The 25,574-nt window shown below is 54.2% G+C and carries 24 protein-coding genes; 12 read left to right on the top strand and 12 right to left on the bottom strand.

Annotated features, from left to right (window positions below):
* Positions 1–47 precede the first annotated feature (47 nt).
* The 8 genes from M2374_RS19405 to M2374_RS19370 are packed head-to-tail and all read left to right on the top strand — an operon-like array spanning position 48 to position 9,693.
* On the top strand, positions 48–2,138 hold the full coding sequence (locus M2374_RS19405; RefSeq protein WP_117343169.1) for a Cache 3/Cache 2 fusion domain-containing protein: 2,091 nt from the start codon (positions 48–50) through the stop codon (positions 2,136–2,138).
* Positions 2,135–3,202, top strand: coding sequence for a chemotaxis protein CheB (locus tag M2374_RS19400; protein ID WP_117343170.1), 1,068 nt, complete (start codon positions 2,135–2,137; stop codon positions 3,200–3,202). The genes M2374_RS19405 and M2374_RS19400 overlap by 4 nt, the downstream gene beginning before the upstream one ends.
* Positions 3,199–4,611, top strand: a complete 1,413-nt coding sequence (locus M2374_RS19395) for a protein-glutamate O-methyltransferase CheR (protein ID WP_181491035.1) — start codon at positions 3,199–3,201, stop codon at positions 4,609–4,611. Before M2374_RS19400 ends, M2374_RS19395 begins: the two co-directional genes overlap by 4 nt.
* Before the next feature lie 11 nt (positions 4,612–4,622).
* Positions 4,623–6,749, top strand: coding sequence for a response regulator (locus M2374_RS19390; RefSeq protein ID WP_259155705.1), 2,127 nt, complete (start codon positions 4,623–4,625; stop codon positions 6,747–6,749).
* A 22-nt stretch (positions 6,750–6,771) separates the two neighbouring features.
* Complete coding sequence (locus M2374_RS19385) at positions 6,772–7,128, top strand: response regulator (protein WP_117343173.1); 357 nt, start codon at positions 6,772–6,774, stop codon at positions 7,126–7,128.
* 15 nt (positions 7,129–7,143) lie between these two features.
* Positions 7,144–8,829: a diguanylate cyclase gene (locus M2374_RS19380; protein WP_181631919.1), complete on the top strand. Its 1,686-nt coding sequence runs from the start codon at positions 7,144–7,146 to the stop codon at positions 8,827–8,829.
* Entirely contained in the window at positions 8,826–9,350 is a 525-nt protein-coding gene (locus M2374_RS19375; protein ID WP_096755949.1) for a chemotaxis protein CheW, read from the top strand. The genes M2374_RS19380 and M2374_RS19375 overlap by 4 nt, the downstream gene beginning before the upstream one ends.
* Entirely contained in the window at positions 9,334–9,693 is a 360-nt protein-coding gene (locus tag M2374_RS19370; RefSeq protein ID WP_096755950.1) for a hypothetical protein, read from the top strand. The genes M2374_RS19375 and M2374_RS19370 overlap by 17 nt, the downstream gene beginning before the upstream one ends.
* A 74-nt stretch (positions 9,694–9,767) precedes the next feature.
* On the opposite strand, the gene M2374_RS19365 is transcribed toward M2374_RS19370, so the two are convergent.
* From M2374_RS19365 to sitA, 6 genes are all read right to left on the bottom strand, one after another.
* On the bottom strand, positions 9,768–11,390 hold the full coding sequence (locus M2374_RS19365; RefSeq protein ID WP_181688823.1) for a serine hydrolase: 1,623 nt from the start codon (positions 11,388–11,390) through the stop codon (positions 9,768–9,770).
* 90 nt (positions 11,391–11,480) lie between these two features.
* Entirely contained in the window at positions 11,481–12,203 is a 723-nt protein-coding gene (locus M2374_RS19360) for a cysteine hydrolase (RefSeq protein ID WP_117343175.1), read from the bottom strand.
* A 171-nt stretch (positions 12,204–12,374) separates the two neighbouring features.
* Positions 12,375–13,226, bottom strand: coding sequence for an iron/manganese ABC transporter permease subunit SitD (gene sitD / locus M2374_RS19355; RefSeq protein WP_117343176.1), 852 nt, complete (start codon positions 13,224–13,226; stop codon positions 12,375–12,377).
* A complete protein-coding gene (sitC, locus tag M2374_RS19350; RefSeq protein ID WP_048213040.1) occupies positions 13,217–14,080 on the bottom strand; it encodes an iron/manganese ABC transporter permease subunit SitC in 864 nt (287 codons plus the stop codon). The genes sitD and sitC overlap by 10 nt, the downstream gene beginning before the upstream one ends.
* On the bottom strand, positions 14,077–14,898 hold the full coding sequence (sitB, locus tag M2374_RS19345) for an iron/manganese ABC transporter ATP-binding protein SitB (protein WP_115257617.1): 822 nt from the start codon (positions 14,896–14,898) through the stop codon (positions 14,077–14,079). The genes sitC and sitB overlap by 4 nt, the downstream gene beginning before the upstream one ends.
* Positions 14,895–15,812, bottom strand: coding sequence for an iron/manganese ABC transporter substrate-binding protein SitA (gene sitA / locus M2374_RS19340; protein WP_181688824.1), 918 nt, complete (start codon positions 15,810–15,812; stop codon positions 14,895–14,897). The genes sitB and sitA overlap by 4 nt, the downstream gene beginning before the upstream one ends.
* Positions 15,813–15,998: 186 nt before the next feature.
* Between sitA and M2374_RS19335 the strand changes: the two genes are divergently transcribed.
* Positions 15,999–16,343: a nitrous oxide-stimulated promoter family protein gene (locus M2374_RS19335; RefSeq protein WP_181689108.1), complete on the top strand. Its 345-nt coding sequence runs from the start codon at positions 15,999–16,001 to the stop codon at positions 16,341–16,343.
* A gap of 78 nt (positions 16,344–16,421) precedes the next feature.
* Here the strand turns inward: M2374_RS19335 and flhA are convergent, their stop codons facing one another.
* The 6 genes from flhA to hypA all read right to left on the bottom strand — a co-directional run bounded on the left by flhA (position 16,422) and on the right by hypA (position 22,338).
* A complete protein-coding gene (flhA, locus tag M2374_RS19330) occupies positions 16,422–18,500 on the bottom strand; it encodes a formate hydrogenlyase transcriptional activator FlhA (protein WP_117343178.1) in 2,079 nt (692 codons plus the stop codon).
* Between the two features lie 131 nt (positions 18,501–18,631).
* Complete coding sequence (gene hypE, locus M2374_RS19325; protein ID WP_096755956.1) at positions 18,632–19,642, bottom strand: hydrogenase expression/formation protein HypE; 1,011 nt, start codon at positions 19,640–19,642, stop codon at positions 18,632–18,634.
* A complete protein-coding gene (gene hypD / locus M2374_RS19320) occupies positions 19,639–20,760 on the bottom strand; it encodes a hydrogenase formation protein HypD (protein ID WP_096755957.1) in 1,122 nt (373 codons plus the stop codon). The genes hypE and hypD overlap by 4 nt, the downstream gene beginning before the upstream one ends.
* Entirely contained in the window at positions 20,761–21,033 is a 273-nt protein-coding gene (gene hypC / locus M2374_RS19315) for a hydrogenase 3 maturation protein HypC (protein ID WP_096755958.1), read from the bottom strand.
* Positions 21,024–21,896: a hydrogenase nickel incorporation protein HypB gene (gene hypB, locus M2374_RS19310; RefSeq protein WP_096755959.1), complete on the bottom strand. Its 873-nt coding sequence runs from the start codon at positions 21,894–21,896 to the stop codon at positions 21,024–21,026. Before hypB ends, hypC begins: the two co-directional genes overlap by 10 nt.
* An 85-nt stretch (positions 21,897–21,981) precedes the next feature.
* A complete protein-coding gene (hypA, locus tag M2374_RS19305; protein ID WP_096755960.1) occupies positions 21,982–22,338 on the bottom strand; it encodes a hydrogenase maturation nickel metallochaperone HypA in 357 nt (118 codons plus the stop codon).
* A gap of 198 nt (positions 22,339–22,536) precedes the next feature.
* Here hypA and hycA point away from each other — a divergent pair, with 198 nt between their 5' ends.
* The 3 genes from hycA (at position 22,537) to hycC (ending at position 25,574) form a co-directional block, all read left to right on the top strand.
* Positions 22,537–22,995, top strand: coding sequence for a formate hydrogenlyase regulator HycA (hycA, locus tag M2374_RS19300; protein WP_096755961.1), 459 nt, complete (start codon positions 22,537–22,539; stop codon positions 22,993–22,995).
* A gap of 144 nt (positions 22,996–23,139) precedes the next feature.
* On the top strand, positions 23,140–23,751 hold the full coding sequence (gene hycB, locus M2374_RS19295; RefSeq protein ID WP_096755962.1) for a formate hydrogenlyase subunit HycB: 612 nt from the start codon (positions 23,140–23,142) through the stop codon (positions 23,749–23,751).
* The gene (gene hycC / locus M2374_RS19290) at positions 23,748–25,574 is read left to right on the top strand and encodes a formate hydrogenlyase subunit 3 (RefSeq protein ID WP_117343180.1); all 1,827 of its coding nucleotides are present in this window, start codon (positions 23,748–23,750) and stop codon (positions 25,572–25,574) included. The genes hycB and hycC overlap by 4 nt, the downstream gene beginning before the upstream one ends.

The following is a 25,574-nucleotide window of genomic DNA, read 5'->3' as shown; positions in this document are numbered from 1 at the left end:
CTGACTCAAAAAAAGAACAGCGCCTTCTCAGACAGAGAATAAAAAATATGAGTGACATGATTAAAGTAAAAGAACGCCCGGCGGCCATATCTTCAGACGGACCCACTGCACGAGTGCTCGCCTGGCTGCACAGTATTCACCTGGGTGTCGCGATGAAACTCGGCATGATTCTGGTGGTGTGCATTGCCACGCTGCTGATTGGCGCCTCTTTTATGTTATCGAATTATCTGTCCAGCGAGCTGCAGGTTAATGCGCTGGAAATGATCAAAACCAACACCCGTATTTTCCACAACAATATCTCTAATGAGTTTCAACGGGTTACCCGGGATGCGGAACATTACAGCAATGTTTACATTAATAATTATCAGAATGTAGCCAATAAGCCACTGCGCTCTATGGACGCGTCTGAACTAAAAGCCGTTTTGAGTAACCCCAATACAAACGACCATTTCACCGAATTAACCAGCGTCTTTGCCAGTACCTTTATTCTGCAGGGCGAGCAGTTTGTTCGCGTCAGCAGCACGTTGCTGGCCAGTTCCGGTAACACGGCGACGGCAACGGTATTGGGGCGCGATAATCCGGCATTGCCATTACTGCTGAAAAATAAACCGTTTTCTGGCGTGGTCACGCTGTTTGGTAAGCAGTTTATTAGCCACTATGAGCCGATTGCCGATAAATATGGTCAGGTGATTGGTGCCGTGGCGGTCGGGTTTGATGTCAAACAGACCCTGCAACCGATCATCAGGCAGTTATTGGATGTGCATATTGGTAAAAATGGCTACGCCTACGTGCTGGATGCCGGGTTCGACCCCGGGCGTATGTTGGCACACCCTTCGCTGGCTAACCAGCAGGCGGTGAATATTACTGATGCCAACGGTTATAAGCTGTTTGCCGATATCCTCGAACATAAAAATGGCATCACCTACTACAACTGGGTGAGTGGTTATGGTGTCGCACCTAAGACCAAAGTTGCCGTCTATGAGTACATTGAAGGGATCAACTGGATCATCGCCACCACCAGCTATGTGGATGATGTCGCCAAGAGCAGCAATCTTGTGCGCAATGGCCTGTTGCTGTTCACCGCGTTGCTGTTACCCATCATTTTATTGCTGATTGCGATTGCCAGCCGCTTCCTGATTTCACGCCGTCTAAACCGTGTGCTGAGAATTGCGCAGACCATCGCGGAAGGTGACTTAACGGTGGATGTGCAGGTCGATCATCCTGATGAAATTGGCGAACTGCTCGGCGCGGTAGAAATGATGCGCCAGCGCCTGCACTCGCTGGTGGGGGATATGGTGTCTCATGCGAACTCAGTGCACCAGGCATCATTGCACATCACCGAGGCGGTAGACGGCCAGGCCTCAACCAGCGTGGAAACCTCATCTTCAGTGGCTGAAATTACCTCCACCATGGAAGAGCTGTCGGCCTCTTCCACCCAGATAGCCGAGCATTCGCGGGCGGTGGTCGATATTGCCAACCAGACGCTTGAGGATTGCAATAAAGGATCGGATTCGATGTCGCAGCTGCTGATGCGTATGACGGATATCGACAACGATAACCAACAAAACATGCGTGAAATCATGATGCTCGGCAACAAGTCGACGGAAATCAGCCGCGTGATGGTGATCATTAACAGTGTGGCGGATCAAACCAAACTGATCGCCTTTAACGCCGCGCTGGAAGCGGCCAGCGCCGGAGAAGCCGGGAAACGTTTCTCCGTGGTGGCGGCTGAAATCCGTCGTCTGGCGGATTCAGTCACCGAATCGACGGTTGAAATCGAGAATAAAATTAGTGAAATCCAGAACGCGATTAATCGCCTGGTGCTGAACGCGGAAAAAGGTGGCGAGAGCATAAAATCGGGGACGAGGGCGTGTCAGCTGAGCGCTGAGCACCTGAATGATATCGTCGTTACCGCAGAGCAAACCTCTACGGCGGCGCTGCAGATCTCGCTGTCTACCCAGCAGCAGAAAACCGCCAGCAATCAGGTGGTCATGGCGCTGCGTGAAATTGTTGTCGCCAGTAACTACACGTCGCAGTCGATCAAAGACATTCTGATTGTGAGTCAGGATATGACACAGCTGTCGAAGGCGCTGAAAGAGGCCTCTGCATCATTCACCCTGATGGATATGGATGCATGAGTAGCCGCGGTATTCGGGTACTGATCCTGGATTTGGGCAGCGTGTCGCGCAACCAACTGGTCAAGCAACTGGAAGATCATCCACATATTTCGGTGGTTGGGCAGGCGGCCCATCGCCGCCAGGCAATGCGGTTGTTGCAACAGTTAGGGCCTGATCTGCTGATCCTGACGCTGGAAACGTCGACCGCCGATAACGTCGAGATCGTCGAAACCATCATGGCGACCAGCGCAATCCCTATCCTGGTCATGCATTTTGGTGGTGAAAATGCAGGCGATGAGGATTACATCTCTCGCGGGGCGCTGGCGGTGTTGCACTATAACTACGACTCCCCACTCGCCATCCGTACACTGCATCGACAGGTGGAACTGCTGGTGGGCGTGAAGGTCATCCGTCATATCAAGGGGTTACGCTACCCTGCAGAACCGAGTGTGTCGGGCACGCGATTGGCAATGGAAACGGTTGAGACCACGGCCGACTGGCCCTATGTGCTGGCGATTGCCTGTTCGACCGGTGGGCCGCAGGCACTGAGCAAACTGTTGCAGGATTTACCCGGTACGTTCCCGTGTCCGGTACTGATTGCCCAGCACATTGCCGATGGTTTCGCCAAGAACATGGTGCACTGGCTGGACAGCGTAACCGATCTGAAGGTACGGCTGGCGCAGGATAATGACCCGGTGGAGGCCGGAAATGTCTATATCCTGCCACCGGAACAGCATCTGATCGTCAAAAGTAACCAACGGCTGGCGACGGTTCCACGACAAGAAAGCGACGTGTATCACCCCAGCTGCAATCTGTTACTGGAGTCGGTCGCTGAGGTGTTCCGCGAAAAAGCGGTTGGGCTGATCATGACCGGAATGGGCAGCGATGGATGTCGCGGCATCGAGCTTATCGTCCAGCGAGGTGGACGAACGCTGGCGCAAGATGAAGAAAGTTCGGTGGTCTTTGGTATGAACAAGAACGCGATTGATAAGCAGCTCATACACCGCACGATCCCGCTGAATGGCCTCGCGAAGGTGCTGCTTTCGATGGCAGGTCACGGGCATTTCGAGAGTACATTGCCATGATACCCAACCTTCCAGAATATGCCCGCTTGATCAAAGAACGGGTGGGTTTGCACTTTGATAATGCGATGGAAGCGCTGCTGAAATCGGCGCTGAGTCAGCGCATGGCTGAGCGTAATATCACTGATTATTATGAATACTATGAAAAACTGCGGCTGTCGCAGGATGAGTTTGATCGCTTTATTACCCTGATTACGATTAACGAAACGTATTTTTTCCGTGAAAGCGACACGCTGGATTTAATCTGCGAAAAATGGGTGCCGCGCATCATGCAACAGCGTAGCGGTCCGGTGCGTATTCTTAGCGCAGGGTGTTCATCAGGGGAAGAAGCCTACTCGCTGGCCATCAAACTGCATGAAAAGTACCAGGATGGGATGGCGGAACGGGTTGAACTCTACGGCTGTGATATTGACCCGGCAATTCTCGCGAAAGCCAGAAATGCCAGCTATTCCAGCTACTCGTTTCGTGGCGTCGATCCGTTAATTCAGCAGCGCTATTTTACCCGTACGGGAAACCAGTTTCGGCTGCATGACGTCATCCGTGAAAAAGTGTCATTCCACCGCACCAACATCATCAAAGAGCAACTGCTGCCGGAAGTGGACATTATTTTGCTGCGCAACGTGTCTATCTATTTCGACACGCCGACCCGCCGCGAGCTGCACGCAAATTTGCAAAAGATGCTGCAGCCGCACGGCGCTCTGTTCTTCGGCAACGCAGAAACGCTGGCGAACAATTTCGATATCCTGAAGCTTGAGCAGGAAGAGAGCATTTTCTATTTTTGCCACCACGCTGAATCTCCTCGGGTTGTGCCAACACCACGGGCTACGCCGCGCGTGACCGTTACCGCCCCCGTTGTTGCCGTCGAGCCTGCCGCACCCGCGACGCTTAAGTCTGACGACTGGCTGAAAAAGGCGCGTGCCTGCCTCGATGAAAAACGTTTTTCCGATGCTGAAAAGTGTATCGCCTGCGTATTACGCAGCGATCCAGGCCATCAGGATGCGCTGCTGATTCAGGGCGTGATTGCGCTTGAGCAGCGAGAGTTCTCGCAGACCACCGGCAATGCGCAAAAGATCCTCGCCCAGGATGAATGGTCGGCAGAGGCAAAAATGTTGCTCGGTCTGGCGATGATGTGGCAGCACCAGACGCAGCAGGCGATTGCCTGGTTCAAACAGGTGGTTTATCAGGAACCGGGTTACTGGCCCGCGCATTATTATCTGGCCGAAATGTATCGCCAAAGTGAACTTCACCAGCCCGCGCAGCGGACTTATCGCGTGGTGATGCAATTACTTAACGATGAAATCAACAATCCTTCAACGGTGTGTCGTCTACGTTTGCCGATGGTCTTTCCCGGCACGACGTTTCGCTTTCTGTGTGAACATCAACTGGCGCAATTCGCCCATCAAAGCGGGTAATAAGAACGATTATGGCTATCGATCTGAAAAAATTCGTTCTGCGTTTTATTGATGAAGGGAGAGGTCATTTGCAGACGCTCAGCGAGGGGGCCTTTCTGCTCTCCGCTGGGGAACATACTGATGCCGGGATCGGTGAGATGTTTCGCGCCGCGCATACCCTGAAAGGGGGCGCTCGGATGCTGAAACTGCAAAGTATCGCCGATGTCACGCATCACCTGGAGGACGTCCTGAGCGAACTGCGGGAAAAAAAACTGACGCCGGACCGGGCGCTGGGCAACCTGATTCATGAAGCGGTGGAGTATCTCTCAAACCAATTGACCCAGCTTTTTGTTAGCGCAGGGGATAACCAGCTGCCGCCTGCGGATGTGGGGCTGTGTGAACGTCTTGCCTATGCGAGCCGTGGTGAAGCCGCTACGTTGGCGGTGGAGGCGGTTATTCACGCGGACAAACCCGCGCCGTCGGCGGCGTCGATTACCGTGGACGGTGGCATTAAGCAGGCTGACTTCGTGCGCGTCAAGCTCAACAAGCTGGATGATCTTATCGACATTCTGGGGGAAGTGGTCGCCGGTCATGACCGCCTGGAACAGCAGATACAGAACCTGAGTCACATTGTGCCGCGGCTGTTAGGGCTAAGCGCAGAGCAACTTCGTCAGCAGATCCGCGATTTCAGCGCCCAGTTAAAAGAGAGCGTCCAGGTTCAGCATTTGCAGATGTTTGAACTGTATGACGTGGCGGCGCGGATCCGCATGCTCCCGCTTTCCACGCTCTTTGAGCCGATTTCATTGCAGGTGAGTGAGCTGGCCTCCACGCTGAATAAGCAGGTGGTCTGCCGCTTTGTGGGCGGGGAAGTGGAGATTGACCGCCAGCTTATTGACCGGCTATCGGAGTCGCTGACGCATCTACTGCGCAACGCGGTCGATCACGGCATTGGTGACATTGATGAGCGGTTGGCGCTCGGTAAATCCACGCGCGGTACGATCACCATCACTACCCAGCAGGATGGCAGCGGAATATTACTGCGGGTGGAAGATGATGGCCGTGGGCTGAACTATCCGGCCATCAGCGCGAAGGCGGTCAGTAGAGGACTGGTTCCCGCGTCGATGGCCGGGCAGCTCTCCGAGCAGGAGTGCAATGAACTTATTTTTCATCCCGGTTTTTCAACCAGCAAAATCGTTTCTGAACTGTCCGGTCGCGGCGTCGGTCTTGATGTGGTGCGCAAAACGGTGGTAACCGATTTGCAGGGGGATTTGCAGGTGTACAGTCGGCAAGGTGTCGGAACGAGTTTCACGCTGCGTCTGCCGGTATCACTGACAATGATGCGTATCCTGCAATTTGAAGAGCAGGGACACCTGTTTGGGTTGCCCGCTCAGTACGTGGTTGAGGTGGTGGAGTACACCCCGGAAGGGATCAGCGATATTGCCGGACGCCCGGCCATTATTTTGCATAACGAGTTTATTCCGGTGGTTTGCGCAGGCCTGCTACTCGGTATACACGCACGTCAGGGAAGCCGTTCTCCGGCGGGGCAGCGCTTAATCATTGTGCAGAATCAGTACAGCAAGATGGCGCTGCGGGTCGATAAGTTGCTCGATGAGCGCAAGATGATGATCAAACCGCTACCGAAGCATATGCAACAGCAATCGCTGGTATCCGGAATGGTCCAGACGCCGGAGAACCAGCTGGTCAGTATTTTACAAGTTCCGGCGTTGATGGCGATGGCGCAGCAATCGCGACAAACCAGTACGCCCGTAAAACCGGTGAGTGTGGCGCAAAACGCCTGGCATGTGCTGGTGGTTGATGACTCGCTGAATACCCGCGAGATAGAAAAAAATGTACTGGAAGCGCACGGCTATCAGGTGACGCTAGCGGAAGATGGGCTGTCAGGCTTGCAGAAAGCGAAACTGACCCAGTTTGATGCGGTCCTGACGGATGTCGAAATGCCGTTTATGGATGGTTTTACCTTCACAAAATCGCTGCGTGGCGAGAAAAACTACCAGCACACGCCGATTATTATCGTGACCTCCCGCGCCAAGGAAGAAGACCGGCGGCGCGGTATTCAGGTAGGCGCGGATGCCTATATTGCCAAGGGCGATTTCGAGCAGGACAGCCTGATAAAAACCTTAAAAATGCTGTTGTGCTGAGGGCACAACACCGAGAGAGACGATGCGAATTTTATTAGTTGATGATGATCTTTTTGCCGCTGAACTGGCATCCGTCTTCCTGGAAATGGACGGCTACGAGGTGGTGATTGTGGAAAGTGCCATCTCTGCCTTAGCGTGCCTGGATTCGGATAAAACACTCGATCTGGTGATTAGCGACCTGCATATGCCAGAGATCAGCGGACTGGATCTGCTGGCGCTGCTGCGTGCCCAGGGCTGGTCTAAACCGTTTATTTTGCTGAGCGCCAATGAAGTGACGGCCAGCGATGTGCCGTATGATCGCTGGGTGAAAAAAGATGAAAATCTGGCGGAAAAACTCGGCGCCGCGGTCAATGCGCTGCTGCAGCCTGCTACTGAATAAGTCAAAAACCTCACGATGAAACAAGAAAATAAGCACCTTGCTATGGCTGCCGCTCAGGAAAAAATCTCACGGCTGAGACAGGGGTTTTTACGCCGCATTCCCGATATGCTGGCACAAGCGGACAGGCTATTGGTGCAACTGGTCGCCGAACCCAGCGAGGTTTGTCGTAAACAGCTGCATATTTTGCTGCACAGTATTCACGGGTCTGCCGGGTCTTTTGGCTTTGCTCCGCTCGCTACTGCCTCCGCGGAAGGTGAGCGATTACTCACCGAGCCGGATCAATGCACATTACATTGCGATGAGCTGCGGAGGATCCTCCGTTGGCTGTATACCCTGACGCAAGAACAGCTCAGTCTTGAGCATCGTATCAGCGACACAGGCTTCAAATTACCGAACCCTGAGGAGCGTCCAGAGGAGGCGTTTGTCCGCCGTACCAGTAAACCGATCTACCTGTGCGATGATGACCTCGATCAGGTTGAGCTGCTCGCCACCCAACTGCGCTGCTTTGGTTTTACCTGCCATGTCTTTGCGAATACCGAGGACTTTACCCAGGCCGTACTGGCGCAACCGCCTTCCGTGGTGATCATGGATGTCAGCTTTCCGGACAACGCCTACGGCGGCCCGCTGACCATGTCGGATCTGAAAAAGAAAGTTGGCACCGCTTTCCCGGTGCTGTTTCTCTCCTGTCACAGCGACTTTACGGCGCGCATTAACGCCATAAAATCGGGCTGCGACGGCTACTTTGTTAAACCGGCGTCTATCACCGACTTAGTGCAGGAGCTTCACCGCTTAACCCAGCCGTCGCTAAAGAAACCCTATCAGATCCTGTTGATTGACGATGAGCCAGCGGTCGCGGAATACAACGCGGAAATGCTGCGGATGGCGGGAATGGACGTGCATGTGCTGGAGAAACCTCAGTATTTGCTGCATGTGCTGAACGCCCAGCCGATTGATCTGGTACTGATGGACTACCACATGCCTGAGTTTAGCGGCGTGGATCTGACCAAACTGATCCGCCAGATCCCGCAGCACATTGGCCTGCCGATTGCCTATCTTTCCAGTGAAACTAATAAGACGGCGCAGTTTGGCGCCATGAGTATTGGTGCGGAGGACTTTATCCTCAAACAGGCCGATCCTCAGGGATTGATCCATGCCGTGTCGATCCGAGCGGAAAGAATGCGCACCCTGCGCGCCCGGATGTCGCAGGACAGTTTGAGTGGGTTATACAACCACTCGACGACCACCCACTTTCTTAAAAGCGCGATCGCCGAATCTAACTACAGCGGTAAACCGTTCTGCATGGTGATGGTGGACCTGGATCATTTTAAAAATATTAACGATACCTACGGCCATGTCGTCGGAGACCAGGTGATTGTCGGCATCTCGCAGCTGTTTTCCCATCGTTTACGCAGCACCGACATCGTGGGCCGCTACGGCGGGGAAGAATTCGCCATCATCATGCCGAATACCACCAGCGAAACGGCAGCCCTGGTAGTGGAACGTTTACGCAAGGATTACGAGCAGGTCGCGTTCTCCGTTAATGATACCTATTTTCACAGTACCTTCAGCGCTGGTATCGCGCAGTGGCAGTTTGGCGATCGTATTGAAACGCTGCGTGAGCGTTCCGATCAGGCGCTGTATGCCGCCAAGCAAAAAGGCCGCAACACCTTCTGTATCGCTGAAGAAAAGGAGAGGGCATGAGTCCACAACTGGAGCAGATCCTGGCGCTGAATCATGGTGAGAAACCCGAGTGTGAAAGCGTCGATGAGCCGCAGTGCACGCTGGTGTTATTTCAGCTGGCGGATAAAAACTTTGCTTTCTATGGCGCGCAGATAAGAGAGATCCTCGCAGAACGTCCTATCTCGTGGGTACCCTGTTGTCCGCCGATGCTTGAAGGCGTGATCAACTATCGCGGGCGTGTGGAGTCAGTCATGAGGCTGGACGGCCTGATTGACAACCCCGTGGCTAACGCCCTGGGAAAACGGACTATCCTGATTGGCTGCGGTGAGAGGATGCAAAGTGGCATCCTGATTGACAGATTGATTGATGTTCTTGAGGTGGTGGAAAGCCAGATTCATTTACCCGGTGATTCGCTGCCTCCGGCGCTACAGCCGATTGCGGTCGGGGTGGTCAAGGTGGGCGACACCTGGTTCACCCTGCTGGATCTGAATCTGGTATTTGACCGTTATCAGGAGACCTGTGGTGATGACGCAACCCGTTAACCTGGCGGCCGTGCGCATCCGCATGGGAACGCAGGAGTTTTACATTCCTGCAAGCCAGGTCCGTAACTGCTCGCGGGTGACGCACGTTTCACCGGCTATCCCGCGCTTTAGCCAGTGGCTGGGCATTGCCGATGAACCGCCAGAGGGCGGACATTTGCATTTTTTTGTTCCGCCAAGTGGTGTTGATACTGGCTGGTACTTATGGGGGCAACTGGAGAATGTCATGCTCTCCAGCGACATCATTTTTGCGCTGCCTCCGCTGCTGGCTCACAGCTGTCGCCTGCCCGCGTTACGGGCGCTGGTGGGGCGCGAAGCGCTCAGCCCGCTGTTGAGCTGGGGCTGATAAATTAGCGCTTTATATGCTGCGGGGCAGGTTCTGACCTCGCAGCGTGGGGGCGTTGAGAATACTAAATCCAGTTACTGGATATAAACATCTACAGACCGACTGACCAGATTAGTCATGAAATTATCAAGACTATCAACGGTCTTTTGGTCCTGGATACCATAAATTTTTGCCACGTCATCAAGGTTTTCATAACTAACCCAAACCCGACCAATCTTATCCTGCCAGACGGAAACACGTAACGGCAGATCAAGCGATATGCCCTGTTTATCCTGCATCAGTTTTGTACCGACTTTAGGATTACCAAATACCAGGACTTTCGTTGGTCTGAGGTTCATGCCAGCGCCCTCGGCATTTTTCTCATGATCAATCTCGGTGAATAACGGAACACCTTCACTATTCAGAATGGTCTTCAGTCGGGAAATAGTCTCATCGACAGAGTATTTACTCTCTTGATTTTTGATTTTCTCTGAATTTAAACCAGAATTCAGTCCGGTTTTGTAGGCTTCGGCAATATCACGTGCCACCTGGGTCATGTCGACACCTTCTTTGTTGGTCAGTATCGTCACGCAAACCAGTTCATCACCGGCGGTAAAGCGGCTCAGATAGGCGCTGAAACCAGCGGTCGTTCCTTTGATTTCAAGGAAACCAGGATGACGGGTAAATTCCCAGCCAGCCATAGCGGGCACGACTTTGCCGTTTTTCAGTTTTGCGGGGCTGTAGATAATATCGCGCAGCTGTTTATCTTTAACTAGCGTGCTGCCTGCAAGACCGATGTCCCATTTACTGATGTCTTCAGCTGATGACCACAAGCCGCCGTACGCGTACAGGTTATCGGTGGCGATAGCGCTGACCGGCTCCAGTTTTTCACCCGCGGCGACATAACCGGTTGCGGGTTCAACCGGGTTGATGTAGGCGATTTCTGCTTTAAATTTAGCGTGTTGGTTGTGTTGTTTGTCGGGTGTTGGGCGATCCAGATAGGCTTTCGTTGGCATATCCTTCGCGAACTGTGTGCTTTGCAGGCCTAATGGTTCAATTTGGTATTTGATAACGAAGTCTTCATAACGCATCCCGCTGACGTTTTCGATAGCCATCCCTAACAAAATAAAGTCGGTCGCACTGGCGTTGATATCAGTACCGTTTTTAAATTCGAGTGGTTTATTTTTGACAAGATCAACCAGCTGCGCAGGTGTATATTTCTGCGCTTGTTTATAGCCGAAGGATCTGAAGTCGGGGATCCCGGAAGAGTGTTGCATTAACTCCAGTATCGTAATGTTATGCCAGCTTTCCGGTAAGCCGGGTATATACTTGCTTACTGGGTTATTAAGATTTAATTTTCCTTGCTCTACCAGCTGCATGACCGCTACGGCGGTAAAAGCCTGAGTGATTGGCCCGATACCCCACATAGTTTTGGTCGAAGCCAATTCATCATTGGTGAGTGTTGCCAGTCCATATCCAGCTGAGCGCGGGATATACGGAGCCTGAACGATCGCCATGGATAAACCGGGCAGATTATTTTTCGCCATCACCTCGGCAATCATCTGATCGATATATTTACCGTTTACTTTTAACTGTGGGTTACCACGATTAACTAAGTAGGTTGTCTCGTTAGAATTAGGGGCGGCAATCACCACGGAGGTTGAAACGGACATGGAAAGTAAAATACATGCCGCAATCACCTTTAACTTAAGCTTCATGGAGGGGTTCCGTTTTATTGATTTTTCTGTGCAGTTGTTGGCGATAACTGCACAGCAATTAGATAATGATATGAAAGGTGCCGATAGTCGTTACTTAGCTGCGGCTTTTACTGTTTCAATCGTCTTTTCAGTGTCCCATAAATCATTAGCAATAATACGGTAGTTGGTGAGTGCGGCGAGATAACCGTCACCTTCCGGAATTCGTGGCCCTGCCGTGGCGTCTTTAACTACGACAACCTCAAAGCCTTGCTCAATCAATTCACGCAAATGGGATTCAATGCACAGATTGGCGGCCATACCTGCCAGAATGACCTGGGAGATGCCACGTTTTCTGAGTTGCAGCACCAGATCGTTGGTTTCTGGTCCAAAAATTTTATGCGGTGATGTAATGACCGTTTCGCCGTCATAAATATAGGGTTTAAACTGCGGCATAAAGTCAGCACCTGAATTTTCGAAATTATCCACGTTCAGCGGTCCCTGACGATCAAACATTCCCGTGCTGTGCATAAATGTTTCGCCTGGTGCGGTCGATACCCATTTATGATCATGTGGGAAATAATAATGTGGAGAGACAAATACAGGAAGATGCTGTTCTTTTGCCAACTTAAACAGCGCTTCCAGGTTTTCTACGGTATTGTTTTCGGTGATGCTGTCTTTAAATACTTCCCAGCCAATTCCCTGCGGACTTAGAAAATCAACTTGTGGATCAACTACCACCAATGCAGCAGTCTTGCTATTAAGTGTAATACCTTTACGCGGTAATCCGTAGGCTTCTGGTTCAGAATATATTTCGGACATGCTCATCTTGCTCATAAAAATTTACCTGTTTGTATTTATTTATATCTGATGTGATAGTTACTATCGTCGCGATAAATAACGTCGGTAAATATGGCATGGTTTCAGAGGGAGTGAGTTGCTCAATACGCTGATAAAATTGTCATTGCGTATTCTAATAACGAAAGTGGGCATCTGAGTGCCCACACGTTAGAGATCGTATTGCTGGCGTCGCCGTTCTAAACGGCGATCGCGCAGGGTGGAATAAATAAAGGCGATAACAAATAGCAGGGAGAATAAGACGACGATGGTCGGGGCCGGTGCGCTGTCGATGAAAAATGACAGGTACACACCCATAAATGATGTGGCCATCGACATGACGACGGCGAGTATCAGGGCGTGGGAAAACTGGCGCGTGAGTAAAATTGCAATCGCGCCCGGCGCAATTAACAACGAGATCGACAGAATAATACCCACCGACTTCAGCGTGGCGACGATGGTGAGCGCGATCATACACAGCAGACCATAATGCAGCAGGGTGGTGTTCAGCCCGCAGGCTTTTGCCTGGTGCGGATCGAAGGCGTGCAGCAACAGATCTTTCCACTTTAACCCGATGACAAGGGCAATCCCCAGCGCAATAACCGCCGTTTGTGCGATATCCCCCAGCGAGACACCGAGCATGTCGCCGAACAGAATATGGTCCAGATGAATCTCAGACTGGATTGAGACGTACAGCACCAGTCCTGCGCCAAACATGCCGGAGAAGACGATACCCATCAGCGTGTCGCGTTTGATGCGGCTGTTATCATCGAGATAGCCGGTCGCCACCGCGCAGAACAGCCCAGCGATAAACGCGCCAATGGCCAGCGGAATGCCCGCGATGTAAGCCAGTACGATCCCCGGAAATACCGCATGGCTCATGGCATCGCCCATCAAAGCCCAGCCTTTAAGCACCAAAAAAACCGACAACAGCGCGCAGGGTATGGCGACGATAACGGAGATGGTCAGCGCGTTCACCATAAAGCTGAACTGAAAGGGTTCCAACAGGGCGGTTAAGAACATGAGGACTCCTTATTCACCTGGCGGGCGCGGCGACGGTTGGCCAACAGACCGTGTTTTGGCGCGAAGACAAACGCCAGCAGAAACAGCAGTGTTTGCAAAACGACAATGATTCCGCCGGTCGCGCCGTCCAGCCAGTAGCTTAGCCAGGCACCGAAAAAGCTGGTCAGGCTACCGATAGCGACGGCGATAGTGAGCAGCCGGGGAAAGCGATCGGTCAACAGCCAGGCCGTGGCACCGGGCGTCACTACCAGGCAAATCACCAGAAATGCGCCGACAGTTTGCAGCGCCGCAACGGTGGAAACTGAGAGCAGCGTAAAAAATAACAGCTTCAGGCGGCCTGGGTTCAGACCGATAGAACGCGCGTGGTTCTCATCGAAAAAAACCACCATCAAATCTTTCCACTTCAACAGCAGAATGGTGAGTGAGATGACGCCGATAATCGCCAGTTGCAGAATATCTTCCGGTGCAATCGCCAGCACATTACCGAGAATAATGGTCTGAATGTTCACCGACATCGGATTGAGCGACACCATAAACAGCCCGATGCCGAAGAAAGAGGAAAAAATCAGCCCAATGATCGCATCTTCCTTCAGGCGCGAACGCTGGTTAAGAAACAGCATACTGCCCGCTGCCAGCCCACCAGAAAGAAACGCGCCAAGCGCAAAGGGGAGCCCTAACATATAGGCCCCGGCAACGCCCGGCACAATCGAGTGTGACAGTGCATCGCCAATTAACGACCAGCCCTTGAGCATTAAATAGCAGGAGAGAAACGCGCACAGGCCGCCGACCATCGCCGAGACCCACATGGCGTTGAGCATATACTGGTAGCCAAACGGTTCTGTCAGCCAGTTCATGGTGATTCCCCCTCGTTAGGCGTACGTCGAGAAATAAACGGCCGTTCATCATCGGTGATTACGTGCTGCTCACCGCCGCTTAGCTTCACATGGCGCAGGACGCCGCTGAACGCCAGCTCGAGATTCTCAGGGGTAAAGGTGGAGTCGGTCGGGCCGCTCGCCAGCACCGTCCCTTTGATCATGACTGTGTAATCACAAAACTCGGTCACCGAACCCAGATTGTGAGTAGAGACCAGCATCGTGCGCCCCTCATCGCGCAGTTCGCGCAGCAGGTCGATGATGCGGGCCTCGGTTTTCACGTCTACGCCGGTGAACGGTTCATCCAGCAAAATGACCTGTCCGTCCTGGGCGATGGCGCGCGCCAGAAAAACACGTTTTTTCTGCCCACCGGAGAGTTCGCCGATCTGCCGATGGCGGTATTCCAGCATATCGACCCGCGCCAGCGCCGCATCCACGCATTGATGGTCGCGCGCGGTTGGTCGTCGCAGCCAGCCCATATGGCCAAAGCGTCCCATCATCACCACGTCTTCCACCAGCACCGGAAATGACCAGTCCACCTCTTCCGACTGGGGAACGTAGGAAATCAGATTCTGTTTTAGCGCCTTGCTGACCGGCTGCTGCAGAATGGAAATTTCGCCCTGCGCCAGGCGGACAAACCCCATCAGCGCTTTAAACAGCGTTGATTTCCCGGAGCCGTTGACCCCGACCAGCGCGGCAATCGAACCACCCGGTACCTGAAAGGTGGCATCGCGCAGCGCGGTGTGTCCGTTGCGATACGTCACCGTCACCTGATTGACGGAAATCGCTGAATGACTCATGGCTGGCTCCCCAAACCTGCGTTAATCCCGCTGACAATGGTTTCCGTTGTCACGCGCAGTAAATCCAGATAGGTCGGTACAGGGCCATCAGCAGCGCTCAGCGAATCGACATACAGCACGCCGCCGTAATGTGCGCCGGACTCACGCGCCACCTGACGGGCAGGCTTGTCGGACACCGTGCTTTCGCTAAATACCGTCGGGATCTGATGAGTTCTGATCGCATCGATCACTTTGCGCACCTGTTTGGGTGTGCCTTGCTGATCGGCGTTGATCGGCCACAAATACAGCTCTTTCAAATCGTTATCGCGCGCCAGATAGGAGAATGCGCCTTCACTGGTGACCAGCCAGCGTTTATCGGCCGGGATTTTTGCCAGCGCCGCATGCAGGGGATCGAGCGTCTGACGAATTTTTGTTTTATAGCGCTCTGCATTGTTCTGGTAGATGGTGGCATTGTCCGGATCGTACTTCATCAGCGCATCGCGGATGTTATCGACGTAAATCAGCGCGTTCTCAGCTGACATCCAGGCATGGGGATTCGGCTTGCCGTTATAGGGGCCTTCGCTGATGCCCATCGGCTTCACGCCGTCAGAGACCATCACCTCCGGCACGCCGGATAAATGCTGGTAGAAGCGGGCAAACCACAGTTCCAGATTGAGACCGTTGGAGAGGATCAGCTGTGCGCCCTGCGCGCGTTTAATGTCGCCCGGCGTGGGCTGATATTCGTGAATTTCAGCCCCCGGCTTGGTAATGGAGCTGACCTCGGCTGCGTCACCCGCTACGTTGCTCGCCATATCGGCAATCACCGTAAAGGTGGTGACCACCTTAAATTTTTCTTGCGCCGATGCAGGCGACAGCGTCAGCGGCGTCAGGACGCAGGCAAGGAGAAACGATTTCAGATGGGGCAGGCGCGGCATAGTATCCCTCACAAGAAAGTGGTTAATTTATCATCGAATATAGCCTTTGCTATGTTATATAGCACAAGGCATGATAAATGAAAATAATTCTTATTTACGTAGGGTGCTAAGGATGTATCACCTTCAGGTAATAGTGCCGCGGATTACTAAGGTGTATTATGCATGCAACTTAAATGTGGAGGCATCATGTCCGGCAAACGTATTGCACGTGAAAAAATGACGATCCAGAAAATGATCTCGCTGTATGAGAGCCAGTGCCCGCAGGCTTCAGACGAGCCGGGGCATTACGATACGTTGTTTGCCTATGCGCAAAAACGACTGGATAAGTGCGTATTTGGTGAGGAGAAACCAGCTTGCAAACAGTGTCCGGTGCACTGTTATCAACCTGCAAAACGCGAAGAGATGAAGCAGATTATGCGCTGGTCCGGGCCGAGGATGCTCTGGCGTCATCCGATCCTGACCGTGCGTCATCTGATTGATGACAAACGCCCGGTACCGGAATTGCCAGAGAAATTTAAGCCTAAGAAGTAATGTTGCGGTGTGCCGGATGGCGGCTGCGCCTTATCCGGCCTACAAAGGCATACGCATCTGCGCCATCAGCCACAATCGTTAAACCAGCGCATCCTTATCAATACCCAGTCGCTTCATGCGTGAGAGCAACGTTGTGCGTTTCAGTCCCAGCCGCTGTGCTGCGCCTTTTGGACCGGCGACCACACCGTTGGTCTCTTTCAGCACGCGCATAATCAACTGGAATTCATCTTCGCCTTCCTGCGCAACTTCGGTCGCCACCGGCGGTGTGCACGGCGCCGGCGTGATGATATCCGGCAGGGACAGTTGCAGCACGTTGCCTCTGGTCAGCAGGACCGCACGTTCCACCACGTTTTCCAGTTCGCGCACGTTACCCGGCCACTCCATGCCGCTCAATGTGCGCAGCGCTTCAGCCGGAATGCTGTCGATATTGCGCCCCATCCGGCGGGCAATTTTAAAGGTGAAGGCTTTCACCAGCAGTGGGATATCTTCCGGGCGCTCGCGCAGCGGCGGCAGATGGATCGGGAAGACGTTCAGGCGATAGTACAGATCGTTGCGGAATTCGCGATCGGCCACCATTTTTTTCAGATCGCGGTTGGTGGCGGCGATCAACCGCACGTCGGTCTGGATCAGCTTGTTGCTGCCCAGGCGTTCAAATTCCTGCTCCTGCAGAACGCGCAGCAGCTTAGGCTGTAGCTCCAGCGGCATGTCGCCAACTTCGTCGAGAAACAGCGAGCTTTTATCGGCCAGTTCGAAACGCCCGATGCGCTGCGTACTGGCACCGGTAAACGCGCCACGCTCATGACCAAACAGGTCGCTTTCCAGCAGTCCGGCAGGCATCGCCGCACAGTTCATCTTCACCATCCGACGGGCATTACGTCCACTCAGATTGTGAATAGCCCTGGCAATCAGCTCTTTACCCGTTCCTGTCTCGCCCAGAATCAGCACGGTGCTGTCACTTTGCGCCACCATCTCGACCTGTTTGAGCACGCTGTACATGGCTTCGCTGCGGCCAATGATTTCACCAAACTCACTGTCCACGTTATTGAGCTGCTCGGTCAATGCCAGGTTTTCATCGACCAGCCGTTCTTTCAGGCGGTGGATCTCCTGGTAGGCGAGGGCGTTATCGACAGCAATGGCCACGCGTTCGGCAATCTGGCGCAGCAGCTTGAGATTGGCGGTAGTGAAGACTTTTTCTTCGCACTGGGCCAGCTTGAGGACGCCAAGCATCGTGTTGCCGGACATCAGCGGCAGCAGACACAGGGTTTGTAGCTGGTTGCCCCAGGTGTCAAACAGCATGCGTTCGTAAGGCGCCAGCGCATCACGTTCGCTCAGGTTAATCAGCAGCATCTCTTTGCTTTTGAATACCCGCTCAGAGAGCGTGCCCGCTTCGTCAACTTCGCTCTGCTCGTGCGCCGGATGATGCTCATCCAGATAGTGGGTGGAATAGATGCTCAGCTTATTTTTGCGATCGCTGCGCAGCACGATGCTGATGGCGTCGATATCGAAGTAGTGGTGGATCTCTTTGGCGACTTCGCTGACCAGCTCATCAATGTCCAGGCGGGAGAGCACCGCATTGGTGATGGCGACCAGGATACGAAAGTTGTCACGCTCACGACACAGCAGATCGTAGTCGACGTTGTTGCTGACCCGGTTCTGGATCTGTTCGGCCACGACGCCGACGATCTGGGTAAAGGTTTGCAGGCGGTTGTACTCTTTTTCACTCCACGGGCTGTCTTCGTGGCGGATAAATTCACAGCCGCCGAAGATGCGCCCATCGGCCGCCAGCGGCAGCAGACAGTAGTGACCAAATTGGGAGTACAACCCGCCGGATGCCAGCTGCGGCCAGGTTTCACTAAACTCATGGTAGCTGCAGTGCAGGGCATCGGGACGAGACAGAATGCGGCGCACCGGACCGTGTGCCAGCACCGTTTCGTCTTCATAATCGATGGGTTTACCATTTTCACGCGTCGCGAAGTAACGCGCACGCTGCGTCTGCGCCTGCCATAACACAATAGCCGCACTGTCGGCCAGCGCCGAACGCTTGACCAACTGAGAAAGCGCCTCACTGAGAGACTGAAGATCGGGCTGCTGTAATAATGTACGAGTGATATCGAACAAGCCTTGCTGTCCGAGGTCGCTCATCGGTGTATACGACATATTGCTTTTCCAGGAAGCACCAACGGTGCAAAAACGGTAAATGAATTATAGGTATAAGTTGAAAATTATTGTCGGATGGCCAGGGTACGCCATCCGTAGGCCCGGTAAGCGAAGCGCCACCGGGCAATATATCAGCATATGCGTGGGAGTGGTTCGGCGTGTGGTAAATCAAGAGTTCGCTTCACGCCGTACAGTCCGGCCAGACGAACGCCTTTACGTTCCACCACTTCACCAATCAGCGCCGCATCGCGGCCCAACGGATGCGCGCGTAGCGCGGCAAGCACGCTTTCTGCGGCCTGGCGTTCCACGGCGATAACCAGTTTGCCTTCGTTGGCAAAGTTGAGTGCATCCAGACCGAGCAGTTCGCAGACGCCACGTACCGCTGGCTTCACCGGCAGGGATGATTCGGACAATTCAATGCCGAAGCCGCAGGCCGCCGCAAACTCGTGGGTGACTGCATTCACGCCGCCGCGAGTGGCGTCGCGCAGCGCTTTCACGCCGGGGATGTCACGCAGCGTCTGAATCAGCGGCGTTAACACCGCGCAGTCGCTGACCAGTTCACCGTCCAGCCCCAACTGCTCGCGCAGGTTAAGGATGGTTGCGCCGTGGTCGCCGAGCGTTCCGCTGACCAGCAGTACATCGCCTGGGCTCAGGGTTTGTGCACCCCAGTGGATATTAGCGGGGATCGCGCCCATTCCGGCGGTGTTGATAAACAGTTTGTCCGCCGCGCCGCGCTGCACCACCTTGGTGTCGCCGGTGACGATGGCAATGCCCGCTTCGCGCGCGGTGGCCGCCATGCTGTTGACCACGGTTTTCAGCGTGTCCATCGGCAGACCTTCTTCGAGGATAAACCCGCAGGAGAGGTAGCGAGGGATCGCACCACTGACGGCGACGTCGTTAGCCGTACCGCAGACAGCCAGCTTGCCGATATTGCCGCCAGGGAAGAACAGCGGATCAATCACGTAGCTGTCGGTCGAAAATGCCAGACGGTCGCCTTCAGCCATCAGTTGCGCCAGATCCAGACGCGCCTGATCTTCTTGTTCCGCCAGCCACGGATTCGCAAATGCTTCCATAAACAGGCTATTGATCAATTGTTGCATAGCCTGACCGCCGCTACCGTGGGCGAGTTGTACGCTGTTCATGCTTCACACTCCTGCTGACGATACTGATACCAGGCGGCACACGCGCCTTCGGAGGAGACCATCAGGGCGCCAAATGCGGTCTCCGGATTACAGGTTTTACCAAATAACGGGCACTGATGCGGTTTACATCTACCGGTCAGCACCTCGCCGCAGCGCGCGCGCGGGTCGTCATACACCTGCTGTGGCGCCGGTTTGAAATGTGCTTCGGCATCAAAACGTTGGTAGTCAGGCGTCAGATGAACGCCGGAAGATTCGATAACGCCCAGACCGCGCCATTCGCTGTCGCCATCGACGCAGAACACCTCGGCGATAGCCTGCTGCGCCAGGGCGTTACCGGCATCCGGCACCACGCGACGGTACTGGTTCTCAACCTGGCTGTGGTCGGCAATTTTCTGCTCAATCAGCATTACCACGCCTTGCAGCAGATCGAGCGGTTCGAAACCGGCGACCACCAGCGGGCGATGGAAATCGGAGGCGATGAAATTATAGGCATCGGTGCCAATGACCATGCTGACGTGACCCGGTGCTAAAAAGGCGTCAATACCGTTATCTGGCTGTTCCAGCAGGCTACGCAGTGTTGGGATCAGCGTAATGTGCTGACAGAAAAAGTAGAAGTTTTGCACGTCACGCTGTCTTGCCTGCTGGAGCGTGATAGCGGTCGTCGGCATGGTGGTTTCAAAACCCAGACCAAAGAACACGACTTTGCGGGTCGGGTTTTCCTGCGCCATCTTCAGGGCATCCATCGGCGAATAGACGATACGGATATCTGCGCCACGCGCTTTGGCCTGCAGCAGCGAACCCTGTTTTCCCGGGACGCGCATCGCGTCGCCAAAGGTGCAGAAAATCACTTCCGGGTGGCTGGCAATTTCTACGCAGCTGTCAATTCTGCCCATCGGCAGCACGCAAACCGGGCAGCCGGGGCCGTGAATAAACTCCACGTTTTCAGGCAGCAGTTGGTCAAGACCGAATTTGAAAATAGCGTGGGTATGACCACCGCAGACTTCCATAATGCGCAGCGGACGTTCAGCGGTGTAGGGGAGGTGAGCGGCACGTTCACACAGGTGGTCAATCAACTGCATCACCTGTTCTGGTGCGCGATATTCGTCAACGAAACGCATTTATTTTTCCTCGCCGTACAGCAACGCGCCGACATCCGGCTCAACGTCAAACATGTTTTGCAGCGCCTCGAGCGTGTCGCGCGCTTCAGCCTCATTAATGATGCTCATGGCAAAACCAACGTGCACCAGGACCCATTGTCCCAGACGTGGTTGACCGTGCTCATCACAACTACCGACCAGCGTCAGGTCGACGTCGCGCTGAATACCGCAAACATCGACCTTGGCCTGGTTTCCCTCAATGGTGCGGATTTGACCCGGAACACCTATGCACATCGCTGCGTCTCCAGCCAGGAGAGCCATTGATCCATGCCTTCACCGCTGGTGGCGGAAATCAGGATGATCTCAATTTCCGGGTTCACTTCCCGGGCGCTGGCGATGCATTGTTCAACATCAAAATTGAGGTACGGCAGCAGGTCGACTTTGTTGAGTAGCATCAGCGAGGCGGCGGCAAACATATGCGGGTATTTCAGCGGTTTGTCTTCGCCTTCGGTAACGGAAAGCACCGCCACTTTATGACGTTCGCCGAGGTCGAAGCTCGCCGGGCATACCAGGTTACCGACGTTTTCAATGAACAGAATACCGTTGTCTGCCAGCGGCAGTCGTGGCGCGGCATCGGCAATCATTTGTGCATCAAGATGGCAGCCTTTACCGGTGTTCACCTGGATGGCGGGTGTACCGGTGGCGCGAATACGCGCGGCATCGTTAACCGTCTGCTGGTCGCCTTCGATCACCGCACACGGCACGCTGTCTTTCAGCTTCATCAATGTTTCGGTTAACAGCGTTGTTTTACCTGAACCGGGGCTGGAGACCAGATTCAGCACCAGATGCTGACGGGCGGCGAAGCGGGCGCGGTTACGCTCGGCCAGACGGTTGTTCTTGTCCAGCACGTCAATTTCCACTTCCAGCATACGGCGCTGGCTCATGCCTGGCGCGTGGGTGCCGGCTTCACCATGACCGTAGTGTAAATCGCCTTCTTCAGTTTGGCTCGGGGTGAAACTGGCGGTCTTCACACCGGTAATATTCAGCGCCGGACGAGCGGCCGGGGCAAATGGCGCGCTGCGAAACGCCGAGTGGGGGTTATGTTCATCACCCTCTATATAAAGGTTGCCTTCAGCGCAACCACATGTCGTACACATCGCTCACTCCTGATCTATTGCTTGTTACTCGCTTTTTGCCGGATGGCGACGCTAACGTCTTATCCGGCCTACTTTGTCACCAGCTTTAATCTTCAGCATCGCCTATTTCAATTCGTCGAATCTGCAGGCCGTCATCGGCCACGATTCTTAGCATGTCGCTGTGACATTGCGGACAACGGCGCACGCGCTGGGTCAGTAAGGTGACGTACTGCTGGCATGTTTCACACCAACATTCGGCTTCTTGTTCTTCGAGGTGGAGTTTACAACCTTCTGCAAGGGTGCCACGGCATACCAGATCAAAACAAAAGGCGAGAGCGCTGGTTTCTACGCAAGAAAATGCGCCAATTTTGAGCCAGACCGCAGTAACCCGTTTTGCACCGTGTTGCGTAGCCTGTTGTTCAATCAATTCCAGTGCCCGTTGGCAGAGGGTTATTTCGTGCATATCGCCTCCCATGTTGTTATCGGGATAAAAGCAAAAAACATGCCAAACTGAATTTTTTCACCCGTGACAATGACGACGATGACGAAATGACATGTCGTCACGACCAGTAATTTATTTATCCATATGAAATATAAGCAATTAAATATTGGCATGAAACGTGCTTAACGCAGAATGTCTCTGCTAAACGGGTAACCTGACATGACTATTTGGGAAATAAGCGAAAAAGCCGATTACATCGCTGAACGGCATCGTCGCCTACAGGACCAGTGGCGTATTTATTGCAACTCGCTGGTACAGGGGATCACCCTGTCGAAAGCGCGTTTACATCATGCGATGAGCTGCGCGCCGGACAAGGACCTGTGCTTTGTCTTGTTTGAGCACTTCGTTATCTACGTCACGCTGGCGGACGGCTTTAACAGCCATACCATCGAGTACTACGTTGAAACGAAAGATGGCGAAGATAAGCAGTTGATTGCACAGGCACAACTGTCTCTCGACGGCAAGGTCGATGACCGTATCAGCAACCGCGATCGGGAACAGGTGCTGGAGCACTATCTCGAAAAAATCGCCAGCGTCTACGACAGCCTGTACACCGCGGTTGAAAACAATATGCCAGTGAATTTAAGCCAACTGGTAGAGGGTCATAGCCCGGTTTAAGCCTCGGGTGTGTCCACGTAAGTCATGATGCGGTGCGTATGCTGCGTCACGACAGTTTAGGGAATGGGCATGTCGATAAGTGTCGAAAATGACATTTGATAGACATGTTTTCGTCAAAAATGACTATCACCTGAGGAATGCCTGGTGAATCGTTTTGTAATTGCTGACTCCACTCTTTGTATCGGCTGCCACACCTGTGAAGCCGCCTGCTCAGAGACACATCGCCAGCATGGCCTGCAGTCAATGCCGCGCCTGAAAGTGATGCTAAATGAAAAAGAATCTGCGCCGCAGCTTTGCCACCAGTGTGAAGATGCGCCTTGTGCCACCGTTTGTCCGGTCAATGCGATTAACCGTGTCGACGGCGCCGTACAGCTGAATGAAAGCCTGTGCGTGAGCTGCAAACTGTGCGGGATCGCCTGTCCGTTTGGGGCCATTGAGTTTTCAGGCAGCCGTCCGCTGCATATCCCGGCGAACGCCAACACGTCAAAAGCGCCTCCTGCTCCGCCAGCGCCAGCTCGCGTCAGCACGCTGCTGGACTGGGTGCCGGGTATTCGCGCCATTGCGGTGAAATGCGACTTGTGTAGCTTTGATGAACAAGGTCCGGCCTGCGTGCGTATGTGCCCAACGCAAGCCCTGCATCTGGTGAGCAATATGGACATCGCCCGCGCCAGCAAACGTAAGCGTGAGCTGACGTTCAATACCGACTTCGGCGATCTCACCTTGTTTCAGCAGGCTCAGAGTGGGGATGCAAAATGAGCGCAATTTCACTGATTAACAGCGGCGTGGCCTGGTTTACGGCGGCGGCGGTTCTGGCATTTCTGTTTTCGTTTCATAAGCCGTTAAGCGGCTGGATCGCCGGTGTCGGCGGTGCGGTGGGTAGCCTCTGTACGGCGGCTGCGGGGTTCCTCGTACTGACCCGCGCCGTTGCGGTTAGCGGCGTGATGCCGTTTATCGGTCATAGCCTGCAAATGTCGCCGCTGAACGCTATTTGGCTGATTACGCTGGGTCTGTGCGGCCTGTTCGTCAGCCTGTACAACATCGACTGGCACCGTCACCCGCAGGTAAAAGCCAACGGACTGCTGGTTAATCTGCTGATGGCGGCGGCGGTGTGCGCCGTGGTTGCCAGCAACCTCGGCACGCTGGTGGTGATGGCGGAAATCATGGCGCTGTGTGCGGTGTTCCTGACCGGGTGCAGCAAAGAAGGCAAGCTGTGGTTTGCGCTGGGTCGTGTCGGTACGCTGCTGTTGGCGATCGCTTGCTATCTGGTGTGGCAGCGCTACGGTACGCTGGAACTGCGCTTGCTCGACCTGCGCACTCAGCAACTGCCGCTCGGTGCTGACATCTGGCTGTTGGGTGTGGCGGGCTTTGGTCTGCTGGCCGGGATTATCCCACTGCACGGTTGGGTGCCACAGGCACACGCCAACGCCAGTGCACCGGCGGCGGCGCTGTTCTCTACCGTGGTAATGAAGGTGGGTCTGCTGGGTATTCTGTCCCTGTCGCTGCTGGGCGGTAATGCACCGCTGTGGTGGGGCGTTACGCTACTGGTGCTGGGGATGATCACCGCGTTTATCGGCGGCCTGTATGCCCTGATGGAGCACAACATCCAGCGTCTGCTGGCGTACCACACGCTGGAAAACATCGGCATTATCCTGCTGGGTCTGGGTGCTGGCGTGACCGGTATTTCCCTTAACCAACCGGCACTGATCGCACTTGGCCTGACCGGCGGTTTGTATCACCTGGTCAACCATAGCCTGTTCAAAAGCGTCCTGTTTTTGGGCGCAGGCAGCATCTGGTTCCGCACCGGTCACCGTGATATCGAGAAACTGGGCGGTATCGGTAAACGTATGCCGGTGATTTCTCTGGCGATGCTGGTTGGCCTGATGGCGATGGCCGCGCTGCCGCCGCTGAACGGCTTTGCCGGTGAGTGGGTTATCTATCAATCCTTCTTCAAGCTGGGTAACAGCGGCGCGTTCATCGGTCGTCTGTTAGGACCGTTGCTGGCTGTCGGTTTGGCAATTACCGGTGCGCTGGCGGTGATGTGTATGGCGAAAGTCTACGGTGTGACGTTCCTCGGCGCACCGCGCACGAAGGAAGCGGAAAACGCCTGCTGCGCACCAATCCTGATGAGCGTGAGCGTGGTTGCGTTGGCTATCTGCTGCGTGATTGGCGGCGTTGCTGCCCCGTGGTTGCTGCCGCTGATTTCTGCCGCTGTTCCGCTACCGCTGGAAACGGCGAATACCACCGTATCTCAGCCGATGATCACGCTGCTGCTGATCGCGTGTCCGCTGCTGCCGTTCATCATCATGGCTATTTTCAAAGGCAACCGCCTGCCGTCACGTTCACGCGGTTCCGCGTGGGTGTGTGGTTACGATCACGAGCAGTCAATGGTGATCACTGCGCACGGCTTTGCCATGCCGGTTAAAGAAGCCTTTGCTCCGGTACTCAAACTGCGTAAATGGCTGAACCCGGTATCCTGGGTTCCGGGCTGGCAGAACGCGGCGGCACCGGTGTTGTTCCGTCGCCTGGCGCTGATTGAGTTGGCGGTGCTGGTGGTGATTGTGGTTTCACGAGGAGCCTGA

It is taken from the genome of Citrobacter sp. JUb117, from assembly GCF_024809055.1.
Lineage (GTDB): Bacteria > Pseudomonadota > Gammaproteobacteria > Enterobacterales > Enterobacteriaceae > Citrobacter > Citrobacter gillenii.
This window is presented reverse-complemented; position numbering and strand designations above follow the sequence as displayed.

Excerpts from the sequence above, each read along its gene's own strand:
- M2374_RS19405 (WP_117343169.1), top strand. The coding sequence starts at position 48 with ATGAGTGACATGATTAAAGTAAAAGAACGCCCGGCGGCCATATCTTCA.
- M2374_RS19400 (WP_117343170.1), top strand. The coding sequence starts at position 2,135 with ATGAGTAGCCGCGGTATTCGGGTACTGATCCTGGATTTGGGCAGCGTG.
- M2374_RS19395 (WP_181491035.1), top strand. The coding sequence starts at position 3,199 with ATGATACCCAACCTTCCAGAATATGCCCGCTTGATCAAAGAACGGGTG.
- M2374_RS19390 (WP_259155705.1), top strand. The coding sequence starts at position 4,623 with ATGGCTATCGATCTGAAAAAATTCGTTCTGCGTTTTATTGATGAAGGG.
- M2374_RS19385 (WP_117343173.1), top strand. The coding sequence starts at position 6,772 with ATGCGAATTTTATTAGTTGATGATGATCTTTTTGCCGCTGAACTGGCA.
- M2374_RS19380 (WP_181631919.1), top strand. The coding sequence starts at position 7,144 with ATGAAACAAGAAAATAAGCACCTTGCTATGGCTGCCGCTCAGGAAAAA.
- M2374_RS19375 (WP_096755949.1), top strand. The coding sequence starts at position 8,826 with ATGAGTCCACAACTGGAGCAGATCCTGGCGCTGAATCATGGTGAGAAA.
- M2374_RS19370 (WP_096755950.1), top strand. The coding sequence starts at position 9,334 with ATGACGCAACCCGTTAACCTGGCGGCCGTGCGCATCCGCATGGGAACG.
- M2374_RS19365 (WP_181688823.1), bottom strand. The coding sequence starts at position 11,390 with ATGAAGCTTAAGTTAAAGGTGATTGCGGCATGTATTTTACTTTCCATG.
- M2374_RS19360 (WP_117343175.1), bottom strand. The coding sequence starts at position 12,203 with ATGAGCAAGATGAGCATGTCCGAAATATATTCTGAACCAGAAGCCTAC.
- sitD (WP_117343176.1), bottom strand. The coding sequence starts at position 13,226 with ATGTTCTTAACCGCCCTGTTGGAACCCTTTCAGTTCAGCTTTATGGTG.
- sitC (WP_048213040.1), bottom strand. The coding sequence starts at position 14,080 with ATGAACTGGCTGACAGAACCGTTTGGCTACCAGTATATGCTCAACGCC.
- sitB (WP_115257617.1), bottom strand. The coding sequence starts at position 14,898 with ATGAGTCATTCAGCGATTTCCGTCAATCAGGTGACGGTGACGTATCGC.
- sitA (WP_181688824.1), bottom strand. The coding sequence starts at position 15,812 with ATGCCGCGCCTGCCCCATCTGAAATCGTTTCTCCTTGCCTGCGTCCTG.
- M2374_RS19335 (WP_181689108.1), top strand. The coding sequence starts at position 15,999 with ATGTCCGGCAAACGTATTGCACGTGAAAAAATGACGATCCAGAAAATG.
- flhA (WP_117343178.1), bottom strand. The coding sequence starts at position 18,500 with ATGTCGTATACACCGATGAGCGACCTCGGACAGCAAGGCTTGTTCGAT.
- hypE (WP_096755956.1), bottom strand. The coding sequence starts at position 19,642 with ATGAACAGCGTACAACTCGCCCACGGTAGCGGCGGTCAGGCTATGCAA.
- hypD (WP_096755957.1), bottom strand. The coding sequence starts at position 20,760 with ATGCGTTTCGTTGACGAATATCGCGCACCAGAACAGGTGATGCAGTTG.
- hypC (WP_096755958.1), bottom strand. The coding sequence starts at position 21,033 with ATGTGCATAGGTGTTCCGGGTCAAATCCGCACCATTGAGGGAAACCAG.
- hypB (WP_096755959.1), bottom strand. The coding sequence starts at position 21,896 with ATGTGTACGACATGTGGTTGCGCTGAAGGCAACCTTTATATAGAGGGT.
- hypA (WP_096755960.1), bottom strand. The coding sequence starts at position 22,338 with ATGCACGAAATAACCCTCTGCCAACGGGCACTGGAATTGATTGAACAA.
- hycA (WP_096755961.1), top strand. The coding sequence starts at position 22,537 with ATGACTATTTGGGAAATAAGCGAAAAAGCCGATTACATCGCTGAACGG.
- hycC (WP_117343180.1), top strand. The coding sequence starts at position 23,748 with ATGAGCGCAATTTCACTGATTAACAGCGGCGTGGCCTGGTTTACGGCG.